This window comes from Bartonella sp. CM86QHHN (assembly GCF_042194695.1).
Taxonomy (GTDB): domain Bacteria; phylum Pseudomonadota; class Alphaproteobacteria; order Rhizobiales; family Rhizobiaceae; genus Bartonella.
Genome location: NZ_JBHIND010000010.1, coordinates 15,142 through 40,992, shown reverse-complemented (window position 1 = coordinate 40,992; position 25,851 = coordinate 15,142). Strand labels below are relative to the sequence as shown.

Below are 25,851 nucleotides of genomic sequence, written 5' to 3'. Positions count from 1 at the left end.
CAGAGTTGCAGGGTTCAGGGAAGTTATGCAAAAATGAAATCGTAAAAGTGGACAGGGATATTTCACAATGGCTGTGAAAAATGAAACAATAGATTATTCAAAAACTCTTTATCTCCCACAGACAAATTTTCCTATGCGTGCAGGGCTTCCGCAAAAAGAGCTTGAATTGATGGCGCGTTGGGAAAATATGGGGCTTTATGCGCAATTGCGTCAACAAGCAAAAGATCGTCCATTTTATATTCTTCATGATGGTCCGCCTTATGCAAATGGTCATATTCATATCGGGCATGCTTTAAATAAAGTTCTAAAGGATGTGGTTGTTCGTTCATTCCAAATGCGCGGTTTTAATGCAAATTATGTACCTGGTTGGGATTGCCATGGGCTTCCAATTGAATGGAAAATTGAAGAAAAATATCGAGCACAAGGAAAAAATAAGGATGAGGTACCTCTTAACGAGTTTCGTCAAGAATGCCGTGAATTTGCACAGCATTGGGTAACTATTCAAAGTGAAGAATTTAAACGCCTTGGTGTTGTGGGAGATTTTAACACGCCTTATACTACAATGGCTTTTCATGCAGAAGCACGCATTGCCAGTGAATTGATAAAATTTGCTATGTCAGATCAGATTTATCGTGGTTCCAAGCCAGTGATGTGGTCTGTTGTGGAACGTACGGCTTTGGCAGAGGCTGAGATTGAATATCATGATCATGAATCAGAGGTGCTTTGGGTTAAGTTTCCTGTTTTTGAAGCAAATTCTGATGATTTATATGGTGCTCATGTCGTCATTTGGACAACAACACCGTGGACGATTCCAAGCAATCGTGCAGTGAGTTATTCTTCGCAAATTTCTTATAGTATTTACGAAGTTGAAAGTGCTGAAAATGATTTTGGTCCTCAAGTGGGAGAAAAGCTTCTCTTTGCAGACGCTTTAGCGATGAGTTGTGGAGAAAAAGCCAAACTTGTTTTGAAGCATTTGCGTGTTATTTCTTCTGAAGAGTTGAAAGCTCTTGTTCTTTCTCATCCACTCAAAGGTTTAGCTGGAGGGTATAATTATAAAATTCCATTGCTTGATGGTTCGCACGTAACAGAGAGTGCTGGTACAGGTTTTGTCCATACAGCACCAAGCCATGGGCGTGAGGACTTTGAAATTTGGAATGATTATAAGTCCTTACTGGAGCAAGCGGGGATTGATTCATCTATACCGTTTCCTGTTGATGATGCAGGGTTCTATACGAAAGATGTTCCAGGTTTAGGACCAGATCGTGAAGGAGGACCTGCACGTGTTATTGATGATAATGGAAAAATGGGTGATGCCAATAAAGAGGTCATTAATGCTTTAATTAAAGCAGATCGATTGTTTGCACGGGGGCGTTTAAAGCATTCCTATCCCCATAGTTGGCGTTCAAAAAAACCCGTTATTTTTCGCAATACACCGCAATGGTTTATTTCAATGGATAAAGATTTTGGGGATGGTTCAACTTTACGTAGTCGGGCTTTGGAAGCTGTTTCAAAAACGCGTTTTGTGCCATCTTCTGGACAAAACCGCCTAGCTTCTATGATAGAAGATCGTCCTGATTGGGTTCTTTCTCGTCAGCGTTCTTGGGGTGTTCCTATTTGTATTTTTGCAAATGAGGATGGTGTTATTCTAAAAGATGAAGGTGTGAACGAGCGTATTTTACGGGCTTTTGAAGCAGAAGGGGCAGATGCATGGTTTGCTGAAGGAGCACGTGAACGTTTTTTAGGTGAGCGTGCACATGAGCCTTGGGTACAGGTTTATGATATTTTGGATGTTTGGTTTGATTCTGGAGCCAGCCATAGCTTTGTGTTAGAAGATCGGGCTGATTTGAAATGGCCTGCTGATGTTTATTTTGAAGGTTCAGATCAACATCGCGGATGGTTCCAATCTTCTCTTTTGGAAAGCTGTGGTACGCGTGCTTGTTCTCCCTATAAGTCCGTGATCACACACGGTTTTACTTTGGATGAGAATGGTAAGAAAATGTCTAAATCTTTAGGCAATACGGTTGTTCCGCAAGAAATCATTAAAACATCTGGAGCTGATATTTTTCGTCTCTGGGTTATGACAGCCGATTATTGGGAAGATCAGCGTTTAGGCAAAAAAATACTTCAAACAAATGTGGATTCATATCGTAAACTACGCAATGCAATTCGTTGGATGCTAGGAACTTTAGCACATGATGATGGAGAAGAAGTATCTTATGGTGCACTGCCGGATCTTGAAAAATTTATATTGCATAGGCTTTTTGAACTTGATCAGTTGATTAATCGCGCTTACGATGAATTTGATTTTAAAAAGATTATGCGTGCATTATTGGATTTTTCAATCATTGAGTTATCGGCATTTTATTTTGATATCCGCAAGGATTCTCTTTATTGTGATGCGCCTTCATCAAAAAAACGCAAGGCCTCCTTGCAGGTTGTCCGTGAGATTTTTGAGCGTATGGTCACATGGCTTGCTCCAATGTTACCTTTTACTATGGAAGAAGCTTGGTTAGAGCGTTATCCAGGAAGCCAATCGGTGCATTTGGAACAATTTCGCTCTGTACCAGAAGAATGGCAAAACCAATCTTTGGCTGAGCGTTGGAAAAAAATTCGGCAGGTCCGTAAAGTTGTGACAGGTGCTTTAGAGCTTGAACGTGCTAATAAGCGTATTGGATCCTCTTTGGAAGCTGCGCCTATTGTTTTTATTTCCAATCTGGTTTTACGAGAGGCATTAGAAAATGTGGATATGGCGGAGATCTGTATTACCAGTGCGCTCACAATTACGCAGGACACGATACCTTCTGATGCTTTTACTTTGAATGATGTTGAAGGTGTTGGTGTATATCCAGAGAAGGCATTAGGAAAAAAATGTGCTCGATCATGGCGTTATACACAAGATGTTGGAAGTGATCCAGCTTATCCGGATGTATCTGCTCGTGATGCAGCTGCTTTGCGGGAATTGCAGATTCTTGGCAAGATTTAAAGTTTTAGATCAAAGGAAAGAAATGCAAGTAAATTTCTCATATTGATGAATATAGTTTTTTGTGGTACGAAAAAAATTCCGTTATTTTATCTGCAGGGGGGAAATTTGTGTATGGACCGTTCTCTCATAAATAACGGGAATATTAATCAGCCATACACCTAGGAAATGGAATAGGCAGTGAGAAAACGTGAAATAAAAATATTTCCAATAGGAATTTTAGGGATGTGCTTTGTTTTAACGGGATGCAATTTATCCGCTCCTACCTATGGTACCAATAAACCAGTTTCAATACAGTTTTTTGAAGATGTTGCTAATATCACTTCATTAACACCAACAAATAACAGCAGCCAGATTGTTATGAAACCTCATCCAAAACTTGTAATACCAAGCCCTAGTTCACGCAGATTTTTGCCGGTACCACAACAAGATAGATCTGTCAATGAAATGGCAGCATCGAAGAAGCATCAAGGAAATACTCCTTTTCCTCACAAAGGATCGTTAGTTAATGGCGTTGGTTCAGAAAATCCTTCACAGTTGAATGCGAAGCAACGACAGGAATATTTACGTCGTCAGAGAGCACAAGTTGGAAGTTCAAAATACCGTCGCTATCTCACTGAACCACCTTTAAGTTATCGCCAACCGGCAAAAACCGCACCTATTGGTCGATAGGGAAAAGACAAAACATTTAAAGTAAAGTATTTTTCCAATTACTTATGATACCAAGCTCTCATTCGCGCGCAGTTATAATGCTGCTGTAGGAGGGGGGTATTCTCATGAAATAGCAATATGACAACAGCATCGAGAGATTCCTTATGCGTTTCCTTAACACGAAACATTTCTCAAGCTCATTTTACAACATTGCTCATGTGGCTAGTATAACGTAAAATCTATTGTGCTCCAATACTTTATGCTTAGGAAGGAGAAAGTGGATACCATCATTTTATTTTACAGACTCCAATGTTGCGATAATTTTTGCATTTGAGAGCTTTCATAAGAGACATTTTTAGTCTTTTCTAAAACGTTCTTTATCCAGACGATAATTCCGCTTATGATGTGCAAGAAAGTGATTTTTACTGTTTCAATGTAATTTGAAATGAGAGCATATCTACGATATTTTGGACTTTATATTTTATATACAAAATAATGAATTATTCTTTTGAATGAATGTACCATCTAATAGAAACAATATGCAGAATTAAAAGAGAGAAAAAATGCTTCGAAATAGCTTTTGCTATATATATATATATATATAGCAGAAGAATTAACAGTCTTTTTTGAGAAGTAGGATAGTTTTTAAAGAGTGAAAGTTATGGAAGAAGAATTATTTTTAGTATCGCTTTTGTACAAAAAAGTCTTTAAGTAATTGAGCTGCTTCTTTTTCCTTGAAACCAGAATAAATCTCAGGTTTGTGATGGCAGGTTGGTTGCTGATAAAAACGTGGGCCATTTTCTATAGCACCTCCTTTGGGATCATTTGTTGCATAATAGAGACGTCGTATGCGTGCAAATGAAATGGCAGCGGCACACATAGCACAAGGTTCAAGTGTTACATAAAGATCGCAATCAGGAAGCCTTTCGTTTTGCAATGTTTCGCAAGCCATACGGATTGCGCGTATTTCTGCGTGTCCTGTAGGGTCATATGCAGATTTTATAAAGTTACCAGCGCGTGCAATGATAGCTTTTCCACGTGTAATGACAGCACCTACGGGAACTTCATCTTTTTTTGCAGCCTCTTGCGCTTCTAAAAGGGCTATTTCCATGGGCGTCAAAGTCATAATATTCTTTCTACTGAAGGTATAGAAAATCTAAAGGTTATCTCGATAAGGAATGCTATGGAATGAATAATTTATTACGCTTTTATAATGAAAAGAATACCTCTATTTTTTAAAGAGTTTAAAACAAACTTGCAAGTCGACAGATACATTATTGTCGTTAAAGGATAGAAAATGATAAATGATTATGCTACTTCCTTTTTCAGGATAAGCGGTATGGTGCATGTGAATAATTTTCTGAACATACTTGCAAAGATTGGTTTGAAACGCAAATGAATGAAAATAATGAGAGTGAACGAATTGCTAAAAGGTTAGCGCGTGCTGGTATTGCTTCGCGTCGAGATGCAGAAATGATGATTGTTGCAGGTCGTATTTCTGTGAATGGTAAAGTCGTGACAACGCCTGCTTTTAATGTTAGCCGCTCTGATGTTATTAAAGTTGATGGCAAACCTTTACCTCCTATAGAACGAACGCGTTTATGGCTTTACCATAAGCCAGCAGGTCTTGTCACCACGAACCGTGATCCTGAAGGCAGACCTACAGTCTTTAGTAATTTACCAAAAGGAATGCCGCGTGTTCTTTCTGTTGGAAGGCTTGACATTAACACGGAAGGGCTTTTGCTTTTAACCAATGATGGTGGCTTAGCGCGTGTATTAGAGCTTCCTGTAACGGGGTGGGTCCGCAAATATCGTGTCCGTGCTCATGGAAGAGTCAAGCAGAGCGCGTTGGATAACCTTAAAAATGGTATTGCGATTAATGGTATTTTTTATGGTTCGATTGAAGCATCAATTGAACGCGAACAAGGGTCGAATGTATGGCTTTCTGTCGCTTTGCGAGAAGGAAAAAATCGTGAAATAAAGAATGTTTTAGGGGCATTGGGATTATCAGTTAATCGATTAATACGTGTATCTTATGGTCCATTTCATCTCTCTGATTTAGAAGAAGGAGCCGTGCAAGAGTTAAAAGGGCGGATGTTACGAGATCAGTTGGGGGAGCGTTTAATTATGCAAGCCAATGCAGATTTTGATGCTCCTATTCTTAAGCCATTTTCAAATTCTGCAGTTGTTGCAGAAAAGCAAAGCCAGAAAGATCTTTCTGTTGCAAATGATGGTTGGGTTTTCTCAAGTGAAAGGGCGATACGACGCCGACCAAGAGATGGTTCTGTTGAACATAGTCGCGCACGATTAAGTACAAAGTCTCATGAGAATGTAAAGAAGGAGAAAAGTGAAGAAGGAAAAGCAGAGCGTTTTCTACCGCGTTCTCGCCGTGCTAATGTTTGGATGGCTCCTGGTGCACGTCCGCAAAGTGCACGTAGAAAGCCTTCCTATAGTGAGGAGAAATCGCATGATCATAAGAGCGATTTGGATGGTAGAAAGTCCTTTCATCGAGGCAAGGAAAAACTAAAAGAAAATCCGTCATACAAAGAGAAGAGGGAAAGTTTTGTTCAAAAACATGGCAAAATATCTTATGACGAGACGCATCCCTTTGGTAAGAAAGATCGCTTTTTAAAGGATAAAGAGAAAATGATAAAAGGTGGTCATGATGAGCATTCTTTTGAGAGAAAGAAAAAGGTAAAATCGTTTGGTGGTGCTATGAAAAAATCTAAACCACATAGGGACGGTGCAAAAACTTCGAAGCGATTTGGAGGTCCACGTGCGGATCATAGGCGGTAAATTTGCTGGGCGTGTTTTGTTTTCGCCTGTTAATCAGTCGATTCGCCCAACGAGTGATCGTACACGTGAAAGCCTTTTTAATATTCTTTCTAGCCGTGAAGAAGAATTTTGGACCAATAAACGCATTCTTGATCTTTTTGCTGGTACTGGTGCTTTAGGCATCGAAGCACTTTCGCGTGGAGCAAAGGCGGCTGTTTTTGTTGAAAACTCGGTTGAGGGGCGTGGGTTGCTTCAAAAAAATATAGAAGCCTTTGAATTACAGTCGATAGGACGGATTTTGCGTCGTGATGCGACCAAACTTGGCAATATTGGCACAATGCTGCCATTTGATGTTATCTGCGCTGATCCTCCCTATAGCCGTTGTTTAGGTGAACGTGCTTTTGTAGAAGCTTTGCGAGGAGGGTGGGCAAAAGCTGATACACTCTTCATACTTGAAGAAAAGAAAGATACAATGATTTATTTACCTGACGTCTTTTATCTAGACGATGAGCGTTTTTATGGTGAGACAGCAATACGTCTCTATAAATTACGATCGCTTACATCTTGAGAAAGTTCTTGTTTTTATCCGATAGGATGAAAAAATGCTTTTTCACAGTTTTCTTCATTTTATATGGTTTTTAAAAGGTTAAGCAGAAAATCAATAAAAGATTCTAATGTTAAAGGAATTGATGAATTTTTATTAGCTTTAATACAGAAGGATGTTTTTTCTCCAATAGGATATATATTCCTCGATAATAGTTATGATCTTTTTTATCTAATTTCTTTCTGCCATACCTTAATCATCACATTTCATCAGCAGTTGAAAGCTTTAAGCTATGCAGTCTGCATTGATATCTTATATGATGCGTAACTTCTATTTTTGCTATTGTCTAAACTTAAAAAAGATATTTTGTTTAGTATTGAAAATATTGTTCATTTATCCTGAATACTTGTGTGTTTAGTTTAGTAATATCGCTTGTTGAGTTAGTCATTACATATTAAGTAAATCTGAGAGTATTAAGTATCTTATCGTTGTGCAGCTTTAAGGATACTTTTTTATATTATTCTTTATCACTAAAGATAAGTAATTTGTAAAAAAGGGGAGATTATCGTGTTTAATTGGATATATAGTGAAGAGATTAGTACAGAAGCAAGTGCTGAGCAAATTTGGGCTATATGGGAAGATGTGGCATCATGGCCTTGCTGGGATAGTGAACTTGAGTGGGTAGAACTTTCTGGTCCTTTCAAAGAAGGCGCTATAGGACGCATGAAACCTAAAAAGGGACCTACAGTAACTTTTACACTTGATAAAGTTATAAAAAATGTTTGTTTTTCTGATTATGCTAAACTTCCTTTTACACGTATGAGTTTTAATCATGAATATATTTGTTCAACAAAATCGGGTTCTTCAAATAACAAAATTCGTCATACTGTAACCATGTCTGGTTTATTTTCTCCTTTCTTTGGAATGATTATTGGGTCAAAAATTAAGTTACATCTTCGCGATGCAATGATTGAAATGAGCAGACGTGCTCTTACTGAAAACAAAAGCATTTTGTAAGGGGGTGCATTTATAAAGAAGTTAATACCTTAAAAAAGGTGCAGAACTCTTAGCCTTGTTAGAATGAAATCAGTTATGAGTATATAGCAAATTGATGAGCTATGATTTGGTTTTAGTTAGCTGTTGAAATCGTGTCAAAGCATCTTACGGGATTAATTCTGCGCTAAAAATCTTATGAAATTCATTGAATTTTTTTATATATAAAAGCTTATAAGATGCTCTCTTCATTGAAAATGAGAAAGGTTCAGAAGTTCATTACTTCTCTTATGATGTAGGTCCATATCGTCATAATATTTGCCTGTTTCTAATGTTGCAATATTTTTTGCATTTAAAATCTTCATAAGAGGCATTTTGATTTCTTCTTAAATAGTTTTCATTCATAGGCCCCTTACTTATGATTTGCTCGCAAATAGTTGTGATTGACTCAACATGAATAGGTTCGAAACAGAGAGAATTTTATGATATTAGGCTTTTTTATACAAATTACAAAACAATAAATTATAAGTATAAATCAAACTGTTAATTTTATTGAAAGATTACAAGATAATTTCTTGATTACTTTTAAATATAAAAATGAGTTCTTTATGATATTACGTCCATTAGGGTAAAGAAGTTTATGACTGCTCATTTTGTTGAAACCATAATAGAAGGAAATATTTTTTACTCTGTTTAAGTTTGTTTCATTTACAAGAGTGCCGTCTCATTATGAGAGAGTTTATAGAAGCAAAGAAGTGTATACAAATATAAGGTATTTTCTTGATTCTTGCTTGGAAATTAAAGAATGCTATAGGAAAGATATGAGATAAGTTTTTTACTACCCAGAGGAAGGAAGACCTGTGATTTAGATCATTTTATGCTTTTCGAATTTTTGAGGATTTTGGCTTAAATTCAAGTGTTATAGCTAAGACTTTTGTTAATTGCCAATTGTTCTGTTGATTTGATTGTCAGTGGAGATTTGGCTCCTAAAATGATAAGGGCCCATGAGAAATCTTGAAACTAAAGAGATTTTACGGCATATTACGTTTTTTCATAAAGAAGCTAAAAGGGAAATGATTTAATGCATTAAAAGAAAAAGAATGCATGAATGTGCATAATCTTATGAATCAATACACAAGAGTTATATTCTGATTTGTATAAATTTGTCAGAATGCTTATCAATGTAAATAATAAAATATTTTAGGGAGTCTATAATGACTGACAAAAACCAGATTGAGAAAGCTGTTTCGCTGGTTGAAGCAGCAAAGCGTTCTGGGGCAGATGCTGCTGATGCTGTTATTGTTCATGCTCATTCTACCAGTGTATCAGTTCGTTTTGGGAAAGTCGAATCGACAGAAGCAGCAGAGAGCAATGATTTTACTCTAAGGGTTTTTGTTGGAAAAAAAGTAGCAAGTGTTTCTGCTAATTTAGGATCTTATCCGCAAGAACTTGCGGAACGTGCTGTTGCGATGGCTAAAGCTTCTCCCGATAGTTTATTTGAAGGTTTGGCAGATAAAGAGTGTTTGGTTAAGTATCCTAAAGATCTTGATCTTTTTGATGATTTTGTACCCAGCAGTCATTTTTTAACAGAAGATGCTTTAAAAACGGAGGCAGCAGCTCTTGATGTTAAAGGTGTAAGCAATTCTGGTGGCGCTGCAACAGCTTATGGCCGTAGTGGGTTTATTCTTGTGACCAGCGATGGTTTTTGTGGAGCCTATCGCTCAAGTTGTTTTTCACGTTCTTGTAGTGCTCTTGCAGGTGAAGGAACACAGATGGAGCGGGATTATGATTATACAACAGCCTTACATTTTTCTGATTTAGAGGCAGCAGAAACTGTGGGAAAGAATGCAGGGCTTGGTGCTGTTCGACGTTTGGGTGCAGTTCGTGCGGCGACTGGGAGCGTTGATGTTATTTTTAATCCGCGTACGGCTTGTGGAATTGCAGGGCATATCGCATCTATGGTCAATGGAGCCTCTGTGGCTCGAAAAACGAGTCTTTTACAGAATTTCCTAGGCAAGGAAGTGATGAAGCCTAATGTTAATGTAACCGATCAACCTTTGCGATTACGTGGAAATGCTTCTCATCCTTTTGATGGAGAAGGGGTAGAGGGGCAAACACTCAATATTATTGAAAATGGTATTTTAAAAAATTGGCTTCTTTCATCATCTACAGCACGTGAATTGGGACTTAAAACAAATGGACACGGTATGCGTTCGGCATCATTAGTGCAGCCGACCAGTACAAATTTTGCTATTGAACCGGGTTTAGTATCACCTTGCGATATGATAAAAGATTTGCGAAATGGATTTTATGTGACCGAATTATTCGGTCATGGTATTGATTTTATTACTGGTCAGTATAGTCGTGGGGCTTCCGGTTTTTGGATTGAAAATGGTGAAATTGCTTATCCGGTAAGTGAAGTAACGCTAGGTTCTGATTTGCTTCATATGTTAGCACATTTAACACCTGCCAATGATATTGATCGGCGTTATAGTACAGCTGCTCCAACATTGTTAATTGAAGGGATGACACTTGCAGGAAAATAACACGCATCATTCTTCTGATTTAAATCTTTTGCGTGATGTTTGTCGAGAGGCAGGAGATTTAGCAATGCGGTATTTTGGATGCACGTTGGATGTCTGGATTAAAGAAGGTAATTCCCCGGTTAGTGAAGCAGATTTTGCTGTTGATCATTTCTTGAAAGAGAGGCTTCTTGGAGCTCGTCCAAATTATGGATGGATTTCAGAAGAAACAAAAGATAATCGAGAAAAACAAGATTATTATGAGCGCTCTTTTGTTGTTGATCCTATTGATGGAACGCGTGGTTTTCTTTCTGGCAATCCTTATTGGTGTATTTCGGTTGCCATTATTGAGAATGGGCGTCCTATTGTGGGCGTTCTACAATGTCCGGCTCAAGGAGATGTTTATACAGCTGTAACAGGTGGAGGGGCAACATTAAATGGGATAAAACTTCCTCGTTTAGCCTTTGAGGTTCATCGAAAATATAAAATTTCACTTGATAAATCGCTCGCACAAAAATTACCAGATGATTTTCTCAATCAAGTCAGTCTTTACCATTATCTTCCTTCTCTTGCTTATCGTATTGTTCTTGTTGCTCAAGATGAAATTGATATCGTATTAGTTCGTCCAAATTGTCATGAATGGGATATTGCCGCTGCTGATCTTATTTTGCAGGAGTGTGGAGGGTGTTTTTTATCGCTTGATGCCCCTTTACTATCTTATGGAATTGAACCTTACCAGTATGGACTTTTAATTGCTGGTAAAAATAATTGCTGTCAAGATATGATAGATGTTGTTCGTCAAACAAAGTTAGTTTAATCACGTAAAAGCGCGCTAAGATAATCTAAATGATATGGAGGCACATATGACTGAAACCAAAGAAAAAAAACAATATTTACATCTTGTATTTGGTGGGGAATTAAAAAATCTTAACAGTAATCAATTTAAGAATCCTGATGAGTTAGATGTGGTTGGTATTTTCTCAGATTATCAATCCGCTCAAGAAGCATGGCAGGCAAAAGCACAAAGCAGTGTAGATAATGCATTACAACGTTATTACATTGTAGATTTGCATCAGTTTCTTGATGCTGAGTTAGGCGATGCAGAATAAAGCTTGAATATTTGGTCATTATAACCTGTAGATTGCTTCATGCTTTTGTTTAGTCGTCCTTTTCATAGGTACGTTCTTCGGGTAAAATAGAATGCCGTAAAAAAGAATATGCTTGTTGTTTAAAATTCATATGTTTTTTTAAGAAACATCTCCCAAAGCACCCAAGCCCATTTCATAATAGCGTCCGTGCAAGGTATAAAATCCATTATTGCACCACCATCTTTACGCTTAATAAAAATGCAAGACAGTTTCTATCAACCTATTTACAACAGCAATATTATCATGACAGCTATCACTCGAAGTTTATGATTATATTGTGAATAGTCACTCTGCTTTTGAATGGGGTATGAGACACTAATGCGTTAAGATTAATAAAAAGAGTAGCATTATTAATGATAGCAATTATTACTCTGTTGAGATTATTAGCACTCGTTACTTATCTATTGGAATTTTTTCAACGAGTTATTACTATAAGCTTAGAAACCATGAAAGTCGTTAGAAACTTTACCAAAATTAGAAACTTAGAGAAACTGAATAGATTTATGAAGTTAACTTACCTCATAAGGATTTCTTGAGTACTCATTTAAAACTACAATCTATAAGTTAATCATTTTGTGTTGATTATATACAATCTTAAAAGGAATAATATATCATTGCGACCTCCTGAAAAGAGAGGATTTAAAATTTTGAAAACTCTTATTTAAATTGCTTTAAGACTTTTAAGAAATTCTCTATTAAACAAGATTAGATTTTTCTGGATTACCTTTAAGAGATTATATCACAATTTAAAATGAGAACTCTATACTATTCAAAAGTTTTTTAAGATTAGTTTGACATATTCATTTTATTGAAATGAAATAATAGAGATTGAGCTTTCTTTTAAACACATTTTATTTGTTGTATTTATATTAGGTTGTAATGTCTATATGGGTTATTTTTTTGAAAAATTGACAATACCTAACATATGTAAAAATAAGCTTTTTCTCTAAAATACCAACGTGCAAAATTCAAAGTCTCATTAAAATCATAAGAAGTATTTATTCAGTGAGTTGAAAAAATTGATACAATCTATGTCATAGGTTTATCATTTATATTTTAAAAATTATAATCGACTGAAATGTAGTTTTGTTATTTTTGAGTAAGATTTTTTATAGGGTGCAGAATGAAGTGATAAAATCGATATAAGTTACAAAATTTAATTAAAAGAGATTTAAATAATGTGTATATGTATTGAATTTTCTCATGGATTAAGCTTTTTTTATTTAAGATATGAATGATATTAAAAAATATGGATGCAACCAATAGTGTTGATGAATTTTTTAACAAAATAAGTATATAGATATCTTAAAATAGCTGGATGAGGTGATTTTAAATGGTAGAATTAAAGGCACATACGGCTCTTTTAAGCTATCGAATGATTGGTTTTTGCTTATGTCCTGTTATTCCTTTTTATTTGTTCTTTCGTGCTATTCGTGGAAAAGAAGAGTGGTGTCGCAAAAAAGAGCGTTTAGGTAAAAGTTCTCATATACGCCCCCAAGGTTCGTTAGTTTGGTTGCATGCAGCAAGTGTTGGAGAAACACTTGCACTTGTTCCACTTATAAATTATATTTTATCATTGGAAATCAATGTATTAATGACAACTGGGACGGTGACATCTTCTACTCTTGTGAAAAAATATTTTGGTAATAGGTTGATTCATCAATATGCTCCTTTGGATTTAGATTTTGCAGTGCGCCGTTTTATTCGTCATTGGAAGCCTGATCTCGTCTTAATTTGTGAATCAGAAATTTGGCCTCTTCGTATTAAAGAACTTGCAAAAATGCGTATTCCGCAGATTTTGGTTAATGCCCATATGTCTGAACGTTCTTTTAAAGCTTGGCAAAAACGACGTGTTCTTGCCAAACATATTTTTAAGGATATTGATTTGGCGATTGGTCAAAATGAAAGAGATGTAGCTTATTACCATACACTTGGCGTAAAATCTGTTACGTTTTCTGGTAATCTCAAGGCTGATGTTTTTCTGGTTGAAAATCAAGAATTGCTTGCACGTTATCGTAATGCTATCGGCAATCGCCCAGTTTGGGCAGCTGTTTCAACGCATGAAGGGGAAGAGGAGATTGCTTTTGAGGTCCATAAAATTGTTAAAAATTATTTGCCAGATTTATTAACAATTATTGTGCCTCGTCATCCAGAACGTTCAGAAGATCTTATCAGAAAATGCGATAATAAGGGGTTAAGTTTTATTCGTAGGAGTAGAGATGCTGTTCCAAACATGAATACCGATATTTTATGGGGAGATACCATTGGAGAAATGGGACTTTTTCTTCGCTTATCGAAAGTTTCTTTCGTTGGTAAATCGTTATATGGAAATGGTGGACACAATCCATTGGAATTGGCTTTGCTTGGTTCCGCTATTTTGACAGGGCCTCATGTTTCAAATTTTCAAGAGATGTTCAAACAATTTCTAACGCGTGATGCAGCATATATGGTTCAAGATACAAAACAGCTTGCTATTCAGGTGTATAAGCTTTTAACAAATGAAACATTGCGGCAAGAAATGGTTGATAAGGCTCATGAAGTGGCAACAGGTATGGCAGGTGCATTTGAGCGCACATTAAAGATTTTAGATCCATTTTTACAACCCCTTGTAATACAAACAGGTTTACGTCAGCGTCAGGGTAGATATGCATATTAGCGCCCCTCGTTTTTGGTGGAAAAATAAAAGCTTTTTGCGTTTTGTGTTAGCTCCAGTTTCATGGGGGTATGGTTATTTTTCAAGTCGTTTTATGACAAGACAGCCTCCCGTGATTGATCTGCCAGTTTTGTGTATTGGAAATTTTACATGTGGTGGTGCGGGTAAAACGCCGGTTGTTATTGCTTTTACAAAAGTGGCTAAAGAACTTGGTTTCGTACCTGGTATTATATCTCGTGGTTATGGTGGATCAGTTAAAGGGGTACATCTTGTAAATGAAAAATATGACAATACACGCGATGTTGGAGATGAGGCACTTTTACTTGCACGGCATGCTTTTGTAGCTGTATCACCTAATCGTTATGCAGCGGCACAACGGCTTAAACAAGAGGGATGTAATCTTATTTTAATGGATGACGGATTTCAAAGTCGCCGTCTTTATATGGATTATGCGTTACTCGTTGTTGATGCGATGCGCGGTTTTGGTAATGGAGCTGTCTTTCCAGCAGGACCTTTGCGCGTACCATTAAAAACGCAGTTTTCTTTTATGGATAGTGTTTTATTGATTGGTCACTCCGATGCGCCTGATAATGTCGCTTTTTTTGTTTCGCGTACTGGAAAGCCTTTATATCGTGCTCATCTTAAAGCCAGTGCCTCTGATGAGGTTTCAGGAAAATCATTTTTGGCATTTGCTGGTATTGGCAATCCAGATAAATTTTTTAAATCTATTAAAGAATTGTCTGGTCATGTGGAGCAAACTTACATATATCCAGACCACTATTTTTTCACAGATAAAAATTTAAAAAGCCTTATACAAAAGGCTAAAATGCACAATTTATGGCTCGCAACAACAGCTAAAGATTATACCCGTATACAGACAATTCACATGCAAAAGGATTTGAAAAATCTTATTATCTTTGATGTGAATGTCGATTTTGTTCAAAAAGACTTCTGTCGTATGGTCCTTGAAGAGGTCATAACCCGCTTTAGAAAACGTTCCCTTGAATTTTCTTGTCTAAAAGGCAAAGGCTAAATTTATAGCCTTTGAGGGGTTATTTTTCTTTTGTTTTTAACAATTGCTTGAGATATGGGTTGCACTCAAGTTCGCGCTGATAGGAGATTTCACAACTAGCATATGCTTCTTGGCGGTGATGATTCCAATATTTTAAATCATCTATAGGGATTTTTTGCCCGCTAACAGCACAAATGGTATAGGTACCATATTCTATAATGTCATATCCGTTATTAGAATAATAAATTTTTGCTTCGCGTTCACCATTGGGAAACATTACAACTCCTTTTTACTTGATACAAGAGATTCAAGAAAAGTGCCATAAAATATATTATAAAGTCGAGAGTTAATTTTAAAATATTTTTCTTGTAAAAATGAAGAAGGGCTTATTTTCTGCCAAAAAGCCGTTCTATATCTGCTAATTTGAGTTCAATATAAGTAGGGCGTCCATGATTACATGTACTTGTATTAGGTATTGCCTCCATTTGTCGTAATAGTGTGTTCATTTCTTCGGGGCGTAAAAGGCGCCCTGACCGTATTGAGCCGTGACAGGCCATCGTTGCTGCAACATAATCAAGCATTGCTTTTAAATTATTTGTTGTATCATACTCAGCAGCCTCATCTGCGAGATCTTTAATAAGGGCTTGGACATTGATCTCTCCTAACATGGAAGGTGTTTCACGCACAACAATTGCTCCTGGTCCAAATGGTTCTATTCCTAATCCAAATTTTTGCAAAGCATCTTTATGCGTTAAAAGGCATGTTGCATCCTCTTCAGAGAGTTCTACAATTTCAGGAATAAGTAATAACTGTGAAGGAAGTGGTTTGGAATAAAGTGCGTTTTTGAGTGCTTCATAAACCAATCGTTCGTGAGCTGCATGCTGATCGACAATGATCAAACTATCTTGTGTTTGGGCGATAATATAGTTTTTATGGATTTGTGCTCTGGCCGCTCCTAATGGATAAGATAACTCTTCTGATGAAGATGTCGTGCTTGGAATGTATGCATCCCCACTTGGTGTATTTAAGCCCTCCATAATAGGAGCGGCATCTTCTTTTAAATCAAAAGAGTGAGTACTATCCAATGGTTTTTGGACCATTGAAGCACTGGTAAAATGATGAGGTTGTGAACTGTAAGAAGAGAACTGGTGCGTGTTCTTAAAACTGCCTAATGGTTGTTGTGCTAATGATTGTTGTGTTTGAAATGCAGCAAGCATTGCTTCAGAACGGGTTGAAGTAGGACGAATACCAGATTGCTGCAATGCTTCACGAATAGCTCCAACAATCAAACCACGAATTAATCCTGGATCACGGAATCGTACATCAGCTTTGGCTGGGTGAACATTAACATCTACCTCAGCAGGTGGGAGGTCAATAAAAAGAATAGCGACAGGATAACGATCTCGTGTCATGACATCAGCATAAGCGCCTCGGATAGCGCCCCATAGAAATTTATCACGCACGGGACGTCCATTAACATAAGCAAATTGATGAAGGCTGTTATTTCGGTTGAAAGATGGCAAACAGGCAAAACCTGTTAAGCGCACCGCTTCGCGTTCAGCATTCAGCGCAATGCTATTAGGGGCGAATTCTTTTCCCATAATCTGCGTAATACGTTGTAATTGTCCTTGAATATTATTTTCTGTAGCAGACAATTCCATAGATGTTCTGTCTAGTCCTGAAAGAGAAAAGCGGATATGTGGAAATGCGATAGCAATTCGCTTAATCATATCGCTAATAGCATTTGTTTCAGCCCGATCAGTTTTCATAAATTTTAATCGTGCTGGCGTGACAAAGAAAAGATCACGAACTTCAACAATTGTTCCAAGATTCGCAGCAGCTGGTTTGGGTCCTACAATTTTTCCTGCAGTAACGGAAATTTCAGCAGCGCTCTCAGCATCTTTTGTTCGTGAAATGAGTTTAAGTTTAGCAACAGAACCAATAGAGGGGAGGGCTTCTCCTCTAAATCCAAGGAAGCAGATATTGTGTACGTCATCGGTAATCTTTGAGGTACAATGGCGAGAAACTGCTAAAGTTAATTGATCTGCAGGAATTCCATAACCATTATCACTCACCTTTATAAAATTTTTTCCACCATTTGCTGTAATAATTTCAATGCGTGTTGCACCAGCATCAATAGCGTTTTCAACAAGTTCTTTGACAACATTTGCTGGTCGTTCAATAACTTCACCGGCGGCGATTTGATTAATAATATTTTCGCTAAGATGGCGTATAATCATAATAAATTCTAACAGGAATCTTAAGGGTTCTATAGAAAATTATGATAACATCATTTGCGAGACATTCAAGAATAAGAGAGCATGAGAGGTATTATTTTTACAATACCTCCTATTTTATGTTAACAAGTCGGTTGGAAAAAACATAAAAATAGTTTTTATCACTTTAAAATAGCTTGCACCAGTTTATCATCTAGGTCAAAAAAGAAACAATGTAAAAAGGGAAGGCAATATATATGGCGCGTATAAGCGGTATTTTAGCAGATAGTGATATACAAGCTTTGATTGAGAATAACTTTCTCAAGGCTCAGTATCCATTTGATAGATCTCAAATACAACCAGCAAGCCTTGATCTTCGTTTAGGGGAGAAAGCTTATCGTATACGTGCTTCTTTTATGCCGGGACCTGATACAAAAGTTTTGGATAAGCTTGAACGGTTAAAGTTGCATGAGTTTGATTTACGAGACGGAGCCGTTTTGGAAACGGGGTGTGTTTATATTGTTCCTCTTTTAGAAAGTTTAGCTTTACCAGAATTCTTATCTGCTGTTGCCAATCCCAAAAGTTCTACAGGACGATTAGATATTTTTACACGTGTCATTACGGATAATGCTCAGGAGTTTGATAAAATTTGTGCTGGTTATCATGGTCCACTTTATTTGGAAATTAGTCCACGCACATTTCCAATTTTGGTGCATACAGGCTCACATTTATCACAGCTTCGGTTTAGAAAAGGGCAAAGTTATTTAAATGAAATAGAGTTGCACACTTTGCAAAGGCAAGAAACACTGATATCGGATGATTTTCCTAATATTAGTGTTGGTGGTATTGGTCTTTCCATTAATTTAAAGGGAGACGAAAACGGGCTTATAGGTTATCGTGGTAAACATCATACAAGTGTTATTGATATTGATAAACGTGCCGTTGCCCACGTTTTAGATTTTTGGGAACCTCTTTTTGATCGTGGTCAAAGGGAGTTGGTTCTTGATCCTGATGAATTTTACATTTTAGTTTCACGAGAGTCTGTTCATGTGCCTCCGCTTTATGCCGCAGAAATGACACCTTTTGATCCTTTAGTTGGCGAGTTTAGGGTGCATTATGCAGGCTTTTTTGATCCAGGATTTGGGCATAAGGAAGCGGGTGGAAAAGGAGCAAGAGCGGTTTTAGAAGTGCGGAGCCATGAAGTTCCTTTTATCTTAGAGCATGGTCAAATTATTGGCCGTTTGGTCTATGAGCATATGCTTAATCGACCATCAACCCTTTATGGACATGATGTTGGATCACATTATCAAGCACAGGGTTTAAAGTTGTCCAAGCATTTTAAATGAGTTGGGAACCACGAATTTTGATAACATGTATACAGAAAGCGTATTTTAGATAAAAGAAAATTTTGTGCTTCGCAAAACTGGCGTCATGCATTCTATTTTTAATTTCCAAGGTTATTTCATCTCTTGCATTTGAGAGGGTATGAGAGGCATTTTTACTTCTTTTTTCAAGAGGTTCTATCTATACGAACTCCCTTTATGATGTGCAAAAGAATAGTTTTGATTATTTCATCATGACAAAATTTACTATATTCAATATGTTATTCATATTTATTATTATAATAAATCAATAGGTTAATAAAATTCAATATAACAGTAGCTACTCACTTTTCAAAGTAAATATGCGAGATTGGATGCTGCAATTGACTCAATTTTTCTAGAGTGTAATAACCAGTATATTTTATTCCGTATAAAAATTATCCTTAAGAGTTAATAAATAAGTTTTCACTCCAGTTTAGTAACAATTATTTTCAATAAACATTGTTCTAATTTTAGTAACTCATTTATAGCCTCAAGATATAATATTGCTAGAAAATTATTCAATTAAATATGAAGATTTTCTATTGGTATGAACATTAAAAGTTTTTATGCTTTATGTGAATTAGGCACTATGCATGAATAAGTAACAGATCTTAGTTTTGAATATTGATATAAGAAGATTTCTGCATGTATGCGACAGCTTTATTTCCAGTATTAATAAAGGATTTTTTCATCTTTTGGGGGAGATTATGGTTTATACTTAATGACACTCTATATTCTTAATAACTGATAATGTAAGGACCTTTAGAGGGAGAAGCAACTTTAAATTATAACTAATTAAGCTACGGAGCAATCGCTTTTGAAGAGGGATTGCTTTAAAGAGAGTATAACATTTTAATTGCACATGAAGAATATATGAGTAGATACGTTATTAATGATACTTCATACTGTGAGATTTTAAATTTGGATAGGAGAAATAAAGACATTGTTTTTATCAATTAGTTTTTTTAGAAAGTTGCAATCTCTGTTGCTTCTATCTATTCAATAGAGCGTTTTGGGAGAATATCGAGTAGGAAGGTACACGGATTCGCTTTTATGCGTTTTAGGATATCTTCTCTTTTTATTTAGGAACAATGGTGCCATCAATGATTATTTCTTCAACACTTGATTATCGTAAGGCAGCAAAGCGTCGTCTTCCTCCTTTTCTTTTTCACTATATTGATGGTGGGGCTTATGCTGAAGAAACGATGCGACGTAACTGTAAAGATCTTCAAGCTCTTGCACTGCGTCAAAGGATTCTAAGGCAAGTTGGTGAAGTTGATCTTTCAATCAAGCTTTTTGATCAGACACTTGATTTACCGATTGTACTTGCGCCTGTTGGGCTAACGGGCATGTATGCACGTCGTGGAGAGGTAAAAGCAGCGCGTGCCGCAGCGGCAAAAGGGATTCCTTTTACTCTATCCTCTGTTTCAGTTTGTCCCATTGCGGAAGTGCAAGAAGCGATTGGAGGTGCATTTTGGTTTCAACTTTATGTTCTCAAAGATCGCGGTTTCATGCGTGATGCACTAGAACGGGCTTGGTTAGCTGGTGTACGCACGTTGGTTTTTACAGTTGATATGCCAGTTCCTGGTGCACGTTATCGTGATGCGCATTCGGGGATGTCTGGTCCTTATGCTGGTTTACGTCGTTTTTTACAAGCTTTGACTCATCCATATTGGGCTTGGAACGTTGGTGTTATGGGGCGCCCTCATGATCTTGGAAATGTCTCTGCTTATCTTAAAAAGAAAATTGTATTGGATGATTACGTTGGTTGGATTGGTGCAAATTTTGATCCATCAATTGGTTGGCATGATCTACAATGGATTCGCGATTTTTGGAAAGGAAAAATGATTTTGAAAGGTATTCTTGATCCAGAAGATGCACGAGAAGCAGTAAAATTTGGTGCGGATGGTATTGTTGTTTCTAATCACGGCGGACGTCAGCTTGATGGTGTATTATCAACAACACGAGCGTTGCCTGCAATTGCGGATGCTGTAGAGGATCATTTGACTATTTTAGCGGACTCAGGTGTTCGTTCTGGTCTTGATGTTGTACGCATGATAGCACAAGGTGCGGATGCTGTTATGATTGGCCGTGCTTTTGTTTATGCGCTTGCAGCAGCAGGTAAGAAAGGTGTTATGCATCTCCTTGATCTTTTTGCCAATGAAATGCGGGTAGCTATGACACTGACCGGTACTCAGACAATCAAAGATATTACACGCAAGAGTTTAGTAAATATAGATGTTTTTAAGCAATGAAAGCAATATGTTATACTGCTTTCAGAAAAAGAAAGTCTTTTTATAGAGGAGCATAATTATATATTTTACAAATATGTTGACAGTTAAATTTAAATAGAAAAGATCAAAAAGCTCCTCTATAAAAATACAGAAAATACTCAGTAACTAAAATAATACTCCGTAAATACAATAATAATTAACGCAAAAATCTTAATAATAATAAACACAAAAAAAACACTAATAACATTGCATACATCTTTTACTTACTTTATTAAAATCTCATTCTACGGATAAAAAGGAACAAGCGCTGATATTAAAGGTAAAACAACTGTTGATATAGAAAAAATAGCTATAAATAATGCTGTGAGCATTTTTCCCTCCTATATATAAAAATATAATATGTTAATTAATTCTTTCCCACATTAGCATAAAACGTAAATTTATAAGCTTCATTTAGTTTTATTTTAATATAGAATAATATTAATTATGATATATAAATAAAATTATTAAAAATGTCAATATGTATTTATTAAAAGCTATAATTATAATAAAAAATGGATCTAATAAATAATATTCCTATAATCTATATATTATTTATATTAATTTTATTTGGTAATATATTATATGGATATGATATTTTTTTATGGAGTACATTTTTAAGCAATGAAAAAAATACCCATACAATCTTTAAAAAAGCTCGTTTACTGAGAGCAAGACTGCGTGAATTAATGTGCTTTTCTTTCTTATTTCCTTGCATCCTCAATGAGTTATGATGTTTTTGAACTGGCGAACATATTAGGAAGCAGTTGAATATTTTTTGTATAGTATGTCATTGCTAACACTGTTTATGCTTTCTCTATTGATTGCATAATTTATTAAAGATCCAGTTCGTTTTTATTGCAGATGGTGATGGTAGGGGGACTAATGATACAAATTGGCATAGAATGTTTTGTTCCATAAGCGATTTAACAATTGCATCTCCAAGCTTCTCCTTTGATACTATGCTCTTCACAGACAACAACAGATTGGTGAGATTGGCATAACTCTAGCACTGATCTATTATCTCAAAGTTGAATTGTTGGCACACTTGTAAGCGTTGGGATAACTTCATGTTTTTTGAAGCTCTTCAGCAACATCAAGACAAATCTGAACAGTTTCTTCGGTAGCAAGTAGGAGAACATCTTTTCCTTTTTTAAACAGAAGTTTTGCTGATATCAATTTTTGAAGCATTTTTATGAATATTCATAACAGCACGCTTTCCTAAACCTATATAAATGGGTACAAGATTACTCAGAGTAGAAAGAATTACAGTTTCCATTTGATCGAATTTCTACTCGTAAGTAATTGGATAATATTTACTTTATCGCTGAATAAAAAAGAAAAGTTTTTCTCTCTTTAAACAGAAGATGGATTGTCATCTAGTCAATAGGGATAGTTTGCGAGAAATTTGTTTGATGCAAAACGACTTAACATTGCAGTTAATTTTTATTACTTGAAGCTGTGAAAAGAAGGTTAAGATAGATAAAAGAATATAAAAAATGATGGATACATTTTAAAATAAAAAATTATAATTCTGTTAATTCCACATAAGTTGCTGCTGATATTGGTGACAAAAGAAATTTGATCAAAAAAATATCAAAATTATTTGAGGACATTCCTCATGGCATGTAGGCTAAACCTTTTTGTTGGTATGGGTGAGATTTTCTTTGAGCAGAAATTGATTCTATCCCCTGAAATCAGTAATAATCTCTCAGGTTATGTCGTAAACTTTTTAGGGATGTTACAACGCCACTATCGTCCTTTTATGAAAAATGTTAGCATTTCAGATGAGCAGTTGTGAGGAATTTCAACGTTTAATACAGCAAGATCCAGAAACTCTCACGGATTTAGAACGGGCTTCAAGATTTTTATATTTACAGCGATTAAGTTTTAGAGGGAATGTAAATCGTACGATGAGAGTAGAAAACCATCGTAGCGCGCGGGGGGCTTAAGCCCTTCCAATTTGAATGCGTGCTAAAACTTATTTTCCACTGTTTAGCAGGTGTTAGCATTGAACATTTAGACTAGTCTGATTTTATTGTGCGTTATGATCGCCTAAAAATCTTGTTTTATCTTTCACCACTTTAATTGTGGTTTTGAGGGTGATTAAAGAAAGGATTTTTATAAGCGGGAGGATTATCAGCCGATGTCTAAGCTGCTTGCATAATAAGAGGGAGTTTTTTGTCTTTAAACAATATGCTAGAAATTCAAAAAACTTTAGTTAATTTTATAAAAGAGGTTACACCATCTTATACAGACTGCTCTGCAAATAACACAATTGCTGGTAAGGAATGGGGCATCACCAATTTTGATTTCTAAAAAAGAAACAATACGTATTAAATAGTCTTTAACTTTGCAGACTTTTTGAGAATCCTTTCAGAATCTTTTGAAAAAAGTGAACTGATAGAAGATATTTCTATCAAAATATAAAAACAGAACGATATGTAGGCAATCTAGGCTTTAGAAACAAGAATCAAAGCGTATAAAGATGCATAGAAGTGAGATTGAGACATATCATTTTTATGATTCAATAAAAAATAAAAATTAAAGAAAAAATTTTATATCAAAAATTTAAGGTGGTTTAAAAGGTGGACGGGCAATGCATGGAAGGATGAGCGAGAAGGTGAATTAGGGGAGAGCGATTTATAGATTATCAGTATCTTTGTAAAAGTATCTTCTCAAGATAAATATTGTGATGAAATAGATTGTAGTTGAATGTTCGAAAAGATAATACGCACTCTTAACTTTTCCGTTATACACATCACAATAAAAGCCGTGAAAAGCACGGTCTTATTACAAACTTTCTCTAAAAGCAGTACATGAGTTTGCAAGATATTACAGTAATATTTTAAAAGAAGGATTTTATTTCAGGAAAAAATTATCTTAAAATAGTAAAGCAATATTCTTCAAGAAATTGCTAGGCGACTTTTGAAAGTAAAAAAGCTAAGTTAAAAAATAAAAGCAAAAATGGTTGTTGGTTTTCTCAACTGGAGTTGCATGTCATTTCCCACATAGGGAATTTACCTATAGAAAAATTAACAGCCAAGATCATTCACAATGTTTTCCCGCCACTTTAGCATGAAAAAGCAGATATAGTGCGAAAGTATTTGCCTTATCGTCAACATCATTATTATAATTAGGAAGCTGAAACAACATCATTTACAAATCACATAAAAGCCTTACCATTATTCATTATATAGCTCCGTAGATTGCTTTTCTTCAAGCATGCCAGCCCCTAGATGTTATTTTTGTTGAAAACAGAACCTTTGTGTATGATCAGTTCTTTGAACGACGATAGTAGTGCAATCCATAAAATCTTTTCTCATCTTCTTTTGATAGGATAACAAAGATGTCCTTAGAATACATCAATAGACTCAATCATTTTACACAAACATAATCTGTTGAATCCTTTAGTTTCAATTCAGACACCTCAGTCACTCTAATTAAATCTAATTGACCACCAGAGTGTTTTAATCCTTTAAGTGCTTTTACTTTTAATCTGAATGTATCCACCTCTTTCAAATCTTTTCATTGATTGATGTTTCAGAGGAATTATATTTTTATCACTTTATTTTCCGTTTATCTCTCCAACCACATAAACGTTCACCTTGTTCGTTATGTTTTAAAATATCTCTCGCCAAATTTGGACTAATGACATTGATATCTTGTCGATTCAAATAAATTGGCAGCCATCCAATACAAGAAGTTCGTTCATTCGTCGCGCAACCAGCTAGAAAGCTTAGTGCGCACATCAGCATCACTTTTCTTATTAATTTCATTTTCTACCTCAAGCCGTGTTGTCGCTATCTTGAAATCTTCTTTTGTTTGCTTTTGCTTCTCAACTTTTTTCCCAAGAAAAAAGGCTTTGACTAAAGCTATAAGAAAAGCTGCTATGAGCGCTGACGTCATTGTCAGATATTTTTTTATCCATAAAATCATAGACGGTGTTCCTGAAAACGTTTAGCAATGTATATCATAGCCGTACAAGCGGCTAAAACCATAATGCCTGCTAGAACCCATTGAACAGGACCATTTCCTGCAAAAAGACCTCCAAGCCCTGAAAAAGAACCTATGATTGGTGCAAGAGCTTCTACTTTGCAAATACCTGTTACGCCTTCTGGTTCTACTACATGATAATTGGGGGCAACATGAGCTCCTTTTGCCCACAATCCTGCTTCGGTTGCTCGGCGATTGACAAGACCTTGGATACGTTTTCCTCCCACTCTTGTCCATTTTTGCAATTCGGTTGGTATCGCTTCATATTCACCTTTATTAAGCTTTTTTAAAAGTGTAGAACTACGAAATGCTGTGATTCCTACATTATAGCAAAATGATACTAATGCCGCGAATTGTTCATCGTTTAAAGGAACGGTAACGGCTTTTTCAACAACAGCTTCATACTCCCTCAAGTCCTGACAAAGGATTTTTTCAGCTTCTTTTTCCGTAATTTGCATATCTTTGTGAACGCTTGGGGCACCAGCAGCACTTGTATGTCCATAACCAATTGTCCAGACACCACCAGAATCTTCATAAGCTGATAAACGCAAGCCTTCCAATTGCTTAATCAATACAAGCCCTTCTTTTGATATTTTTCGCATTATTTTTACCTATAAAAAACTACACAAAGCAGGATATGAATTAAAAACTTACATCTACTCATTTTTAAGAACAGAACAGCGAAAGGGCATAATAAATTCAAAACATCCATAGTGGATTATTT

The 25,851-nt window shown here is 36.0% G+C and carries 19 protein-coding genes; 13 read left to right on the top strand and 6 right to left on the bottom strand.

What is annotated here, in order from left to right; translation table 11 throughout:
* Positions 1 to 67: 67 nt before the first annotated feature.
* Both ileS and ACFIKX_RS00925 read left to right on the top strand, forming a co-directional pair.
* Positions 68 to 2,983, top strand: a complete 2,916-nt coding sequence (ileS, locus tag ACFIKX_RS00930) for an isoleucine--tRNA ligase (RefSeq protein ID WP_375629739.1) — start codon at positions 68 to 70, stop codon at positions 2,981 to 2,983.
* 177 nt (positions 2,984 to 3,160) lie between these two features.
* Positions 3,161 to 3,652: a hypothetical protein gene (locus ACFIKX_RS00925; protein WP_375629736.1), complete on the top strand. Its 492-nt coding sequence runs from the start codon at positions 3,161 to 3,163 to the stop codon at positions 3,650 to 3,652.
* Between the two features lie 658 nt (positions 3,653 to 4,310).
* Here the strand turns inward: ACFIKX_RS00925 and ACFIKX_RS00920 are convergent.
* The gene (locus tag ACFIKX_RS00920) at positions 4,311 to 4,757 is read right to left on the bottom strand and encodes a nucleoside deaminase (RefSeq protein ID WP_273790416.1); all 447 of its coding nucleotides are present in this window, start codon (positions 4,755 to 4,757) and stop codon (positions 4,311 to 4,313) included.
* A 269-nt stretch (positions 4,758 to 5,026) separates the two neighbouring features.
* Here ACFIKX_RS00920 and ACFIKX_RS00915 point away from each other — a divergent pair, with 269 nt between their 5' ends.
* The 8 genes from ACFIKX_RS00915 to lpxK all read left to right on the top strand — a co-directional run bounded on the left by ACFIKX_RS00915 (position 5,027) and on the right by lpxK (position 15,299).
* Entirely contained in the window at positions 5,027 to 6,427 is a 1,401-nt protein-coding gene (locus tag ACFIKX_RS00915; RefSeq protein ID WP_375612105.1) for a pseudouridine synthase, read from the top strand.
* Positions 6,408 to 6,974 (top strand): 16S rRNA (guanine(966)-N(2))-methyltransferase RsmD, encoded by a 567-nt coding sequence (rsmD, locus tag ACFIKX_RS00910; RefSeq protein ID WP_375612106.1) that lies wholly within the window; start codon positions 6,408 to 6,410, stop codon positions 6,972 to 6,974. The genes ACFIKX_RS00915 and rsmD overlap by 20 nt, the downstream gene beginning before the upstream one ends.
* A 543-nt stretch (positions 6,975 to 7,517) precedes the next feature.
* Entirely contained in the window at positions 7,518 to 7,967 is a 450-nt protein-coding gene (locus ACFIKX_RS00905) for a hypothetical protein (protein WP_375629733.1), read from the top strand.
* 1,190 nt (positions 7,968 to 9,157) lie between these two features.
* Positions 9,158 to 10,489 carry a TldD/PmbA family protein gene (locus ACFIKX_RS00900; RefSeq protein ID WP_375629730.1) on the top strand — a complete coding sequence of 444 codons (1,332 nt, stop codon included), beginning with the start codon at positions 9,158 to 9,160 and terminating at the stop codon, positions 10,487 to 10,489.
* Positions 10,476 to 11,282, top strand: a complete 807-nt coding sequence (locus tag ACFIKX_RS00895) for a 3'(2'),5'-bisphosphate nucleotidase CysQ (protein WP_375612376.1) — start codon at positions 10,476 to 10,478, stop codon at positions 11,280 to 11,282. The genes ACFIKX_RS00900 and ACFIKX_RS00895 overlap by 14 nt, the downstream gene beginning before the upstream one ends.
* Positions 11,283 to 11,328: 46 nt before the next feature.
* Positions 11,329 to 11,574 (top strand): DUF4170 domain-containing protein, encoded by a 246-nt coding sequence (locus tag ACFIKX_RS00890; RefSeq protein ID WP_375612377.1) that lies wholly within the window; start codon positions 11,329 to 11,331, stop codon positions 11,572 to 11,574.
* 1,372 nt (positions 11,575 to 12,946) lie between these two features.
* The gene (gene waaA / locus ACFIKX_RS00885) at positions 12,947 to 14,269 is read left to right on the top strand and encodes a lipid IV(A) 3-deoxy-D-manno-octulosonic acid transferase (RefSeq protein ID WP_375629727.1); all 1,323 of its coding nucleotides are present in this window, start codon (positions 12,947 to 12,949) and stop codon (positions 14,267 to 14,269) included.
* On the top strand, positions 14,259 to 15,299 hold the full coding sequence (gene lpxK, locus ACFIKX_RS00880; protein WP_375629724.1) for a tetraacyldisaccharide 4'-kinase: 1,041 nt from the start codon (positions 14,259 to 14,261) through the stop codon (positions 15,297 to 15,299). The genes waaA and lpxK overlap by 11 nt, the downstream gene beginning before the upstream one ends.
* 19 nt (positions 15,300 to 15,318) lie before the next feature.
* Here the strand turns inward: lpxK and ACFIKX_RS00875 are convergent, their stop codons facing one another.
* Positions 15,319 to 15,555: a DUF2093 domain-containing protein gene (locus ACFIKX_RS00875; RefSeq protein ID WP_375612380.1), complete on the bottom strand. Its 237-nt coding sequence runs from the start codon at positions 15,553 to 15,555 to the stop codon at positions 15,319 to 15,321.
* 109 nt (positions 15,556 to 15,664) lie between these two features.
* Entirely contained in the window at positions 15,665 to 17,518 is a 1,854-nt protein-coding gene (gene mutL / locus ACFIKX_RS00870; protein WP_375613514.1) for a DNA mismatch repair endonuclease MutL, read from the bottom strand.
* Between the two features lie 233 nt (positions 17,519 to 17,751).
* Between mutL and ACFIKX_RS00865 the strand changes: the two genes are divergently transcribed.
* Together ACFIKX_RS00865 and lldD are read left to right on the top strand one after the other, a co-directional pair.
* Positions 17,752 to 18,840 carry a 2'-deoxycytidine 5'-triphosphate deaminase gene (locus ACFIKX_RS00865; protein ID WP_375612382.1) on the top strand — a complete coding sequence of 363 codons (1,089 nt, stop codon included), beginning with the start codon at positions 17,752 to 17,754 and terminating at the stop codon, positions 18,838 to 18,840.
* Between the two features lie 1,121 nt (positions 18,841 to 19,961).
* Entirely contained in the window at positions 19,962 to 21,113 is a 1,152-nt protein-coding gene (gene lldD, locus ACFIKX_RS00860) for an FMN-dependent L-lactate dehydrogenase LldD (RefSeq protein ID WP_375629719.1), read from the top strand.
* A gap of 1,171 nt (positions 21,114 to 22,284) precedes the next feature.
* Here the strand turns inward: lldD and ACFIKX_RS00855 are convergent.
* Entirely contained in the window at positions 22,285 to 22,410 is a 126-nt protein-coding gene (locus tag ACFIKX_RS00855) for a hypothetical protein (RefSeq protein ID WP_375612384.1), read from the bottom strand.
* Between the two features lie 342 nt (positions 22,411 to 22,752).
* Here ACFIKX_RS00855 and ACFIKX_RS00850 point away from each other — a divergent pair, with 342 nt between their 5' ends.
* The gene (locus tag ACFIKX_RS00850; protein WP_375629716.1) at positions 22,753 to 22,932 is read left to right on the top strand and encodes a hypothetical protein; all 180 of its coding nucleotides are present in this window, start codon (positions 22,753 to 22,755) and stop codon (positions 22,930 to 22,932) included.
* A gap of 1,910 nt (positions 22,933 to 24,842) precedes the next feature.
* Here the strand turns inward: ACFIKX_RS00850 and ACFIKX_RS00845 are convergent.
* Both ACFIKX_RS00845 and ACFIKX_RS00840 read right to left on the bottom strand, forming a co-directional pair.
* On the bottom strand, positions 24,843 to 25,070 hold the full coding sequence (locus ACFIKX_RS00845) for a hypothetical protein (protein ID WP_375618608.1): 228 nt from the start codon (positions 25,068 to 25,070) through the stop codon (positions 24,843 to 24,845).
* Positions 25,067 to 25,729 (bottom strand): lysozyme, encoded by a 663-nt coding sequence (locus tag ACFIKX_RS00840; protein ID WP_375612387.1) that lies wholly within the window; start codon positions 25,727 to 25,729, stop codon positions 25,067 to 25,069. The genes ACFIKX_RS00845 and ACFIKX_RS00840 overlap by 4 nt, the downstream gene beginning before the upstream one ends.
* Positions 25,730 to 25,851: the final 122 nt, after the last annotated feature.

What these genes read in the sequence shown, in the direction of transcription:
- ACFIKX_RS00865 (WP_375612382.1), top strand. Translation starts at nt 17,752, where the DNA reads ATGGCGCGTATAAGCGGTATTTTAGCAGATAGTGATATACAAGCTTTG.
- ACFIKX_RS00900 (WP_375629730.1), top strand. Translation starts at nt 9,158, where the DNA reads ATGACTGACAAAAACCAGATTGAGAAAGCTGTTTCGCTGGTTGAAGCA.
- ACFIKX_RS00890 (WP_375612377.1), top strand. Translation starts at nt 11,329, where the DNA reads ATGACTGAAACCAAAGAAAAAAAACAATATTTACATCTTGTATTTGGT.
- ACFIKX_RS00845 (WP_375618608.1), bottom strand. Translation starts at nt 25,070, where the DNA reads ATGATTTTATGGATAAAAAAATATCTGACAATGACGTCAGCGCTCATA.
- lldD (WP_375629719.1), top strand. Translation starts at nt 19,962, where the DNA reads ATGATTATTTCTTCAACACTTGATTATCGTAAGGCAGCAAAGCGTCGT.
- ACFIKX_RS00915 (WP_375612105.1), top strand. Translation starts at nt 5,027, where the DNA reads ATGAATGAAAATAATGAGAGTGAACGAATTGCTAAAAGGTTAGCGCGT.
- waaA (WP_375629727.1), top strand. Translation starts at nt 12,947, where the DNA reads ATGGTAGAATTAAAGGCACATACGGCTCTTTTAAGCTATCGAATGATT.
- lpxK (WP_375629724.1), top strand. Translation starts at nt 14,259, where the DNA reads ATGCATATTAGCGCCCCTCGTTTTTGGTGGAAAAATAAAAGCTTTTTG.
- mutL (WP_375613514.1), bottom strand. Translation starts at nt 17,518, where the DNA reads ATGATTATACGCCATCTTAGCGAAAATATTATTAATCAAATCGCCGCC.
- ACFIKX_RS00850 (WP_375629716.1), top strand. Translation starts at nt 22,753, where the DNA reads ATGGCATGTAGGCTAAACCTTTTTGTTGGTATGGGTGAGATTTTCTTT.
- ACFIKX_RS00875 (WP_375612380.1), bottom strand. Translation starts at nt 15,555, where the DNA reads ATGTTTCCCAATGGTGAACGCGAAGCAAAAATTTATTATTCTAATAAC.
- ACFIKX_RS00840 (WP_375612387.1), bottom strand. Translation starts at nt 25,729, where the DNA reads ATGCGAAAAATATCAAAAGAAGGGCTTGTATTGATTAAGCAATTGGAA.
- ACFIKX_RS00920 (WP_273790416.1), bottom strand. Translation starts at nt 4,757, where the DNA reads ATGACTTTGACGCCCATGGAAATAGCCCTTTTAGAAGCGCAAGAGGCT.
- ACFIKX_RS00855 (WP_375612384.1), bottom strand. Translation starts at nt 22,410, where the DNA reads ATGGAAACTGTAATTCTTTCTACTCTGAGTAATCTTGTACCCATTTAT.
- ileS (WP_375629739.1), top strand. Translation starts at nt 68, where the DNA reads ATGGCTGTGAAAAATGAAACAATAGATTATTCAAAAACTCTTTATCTC.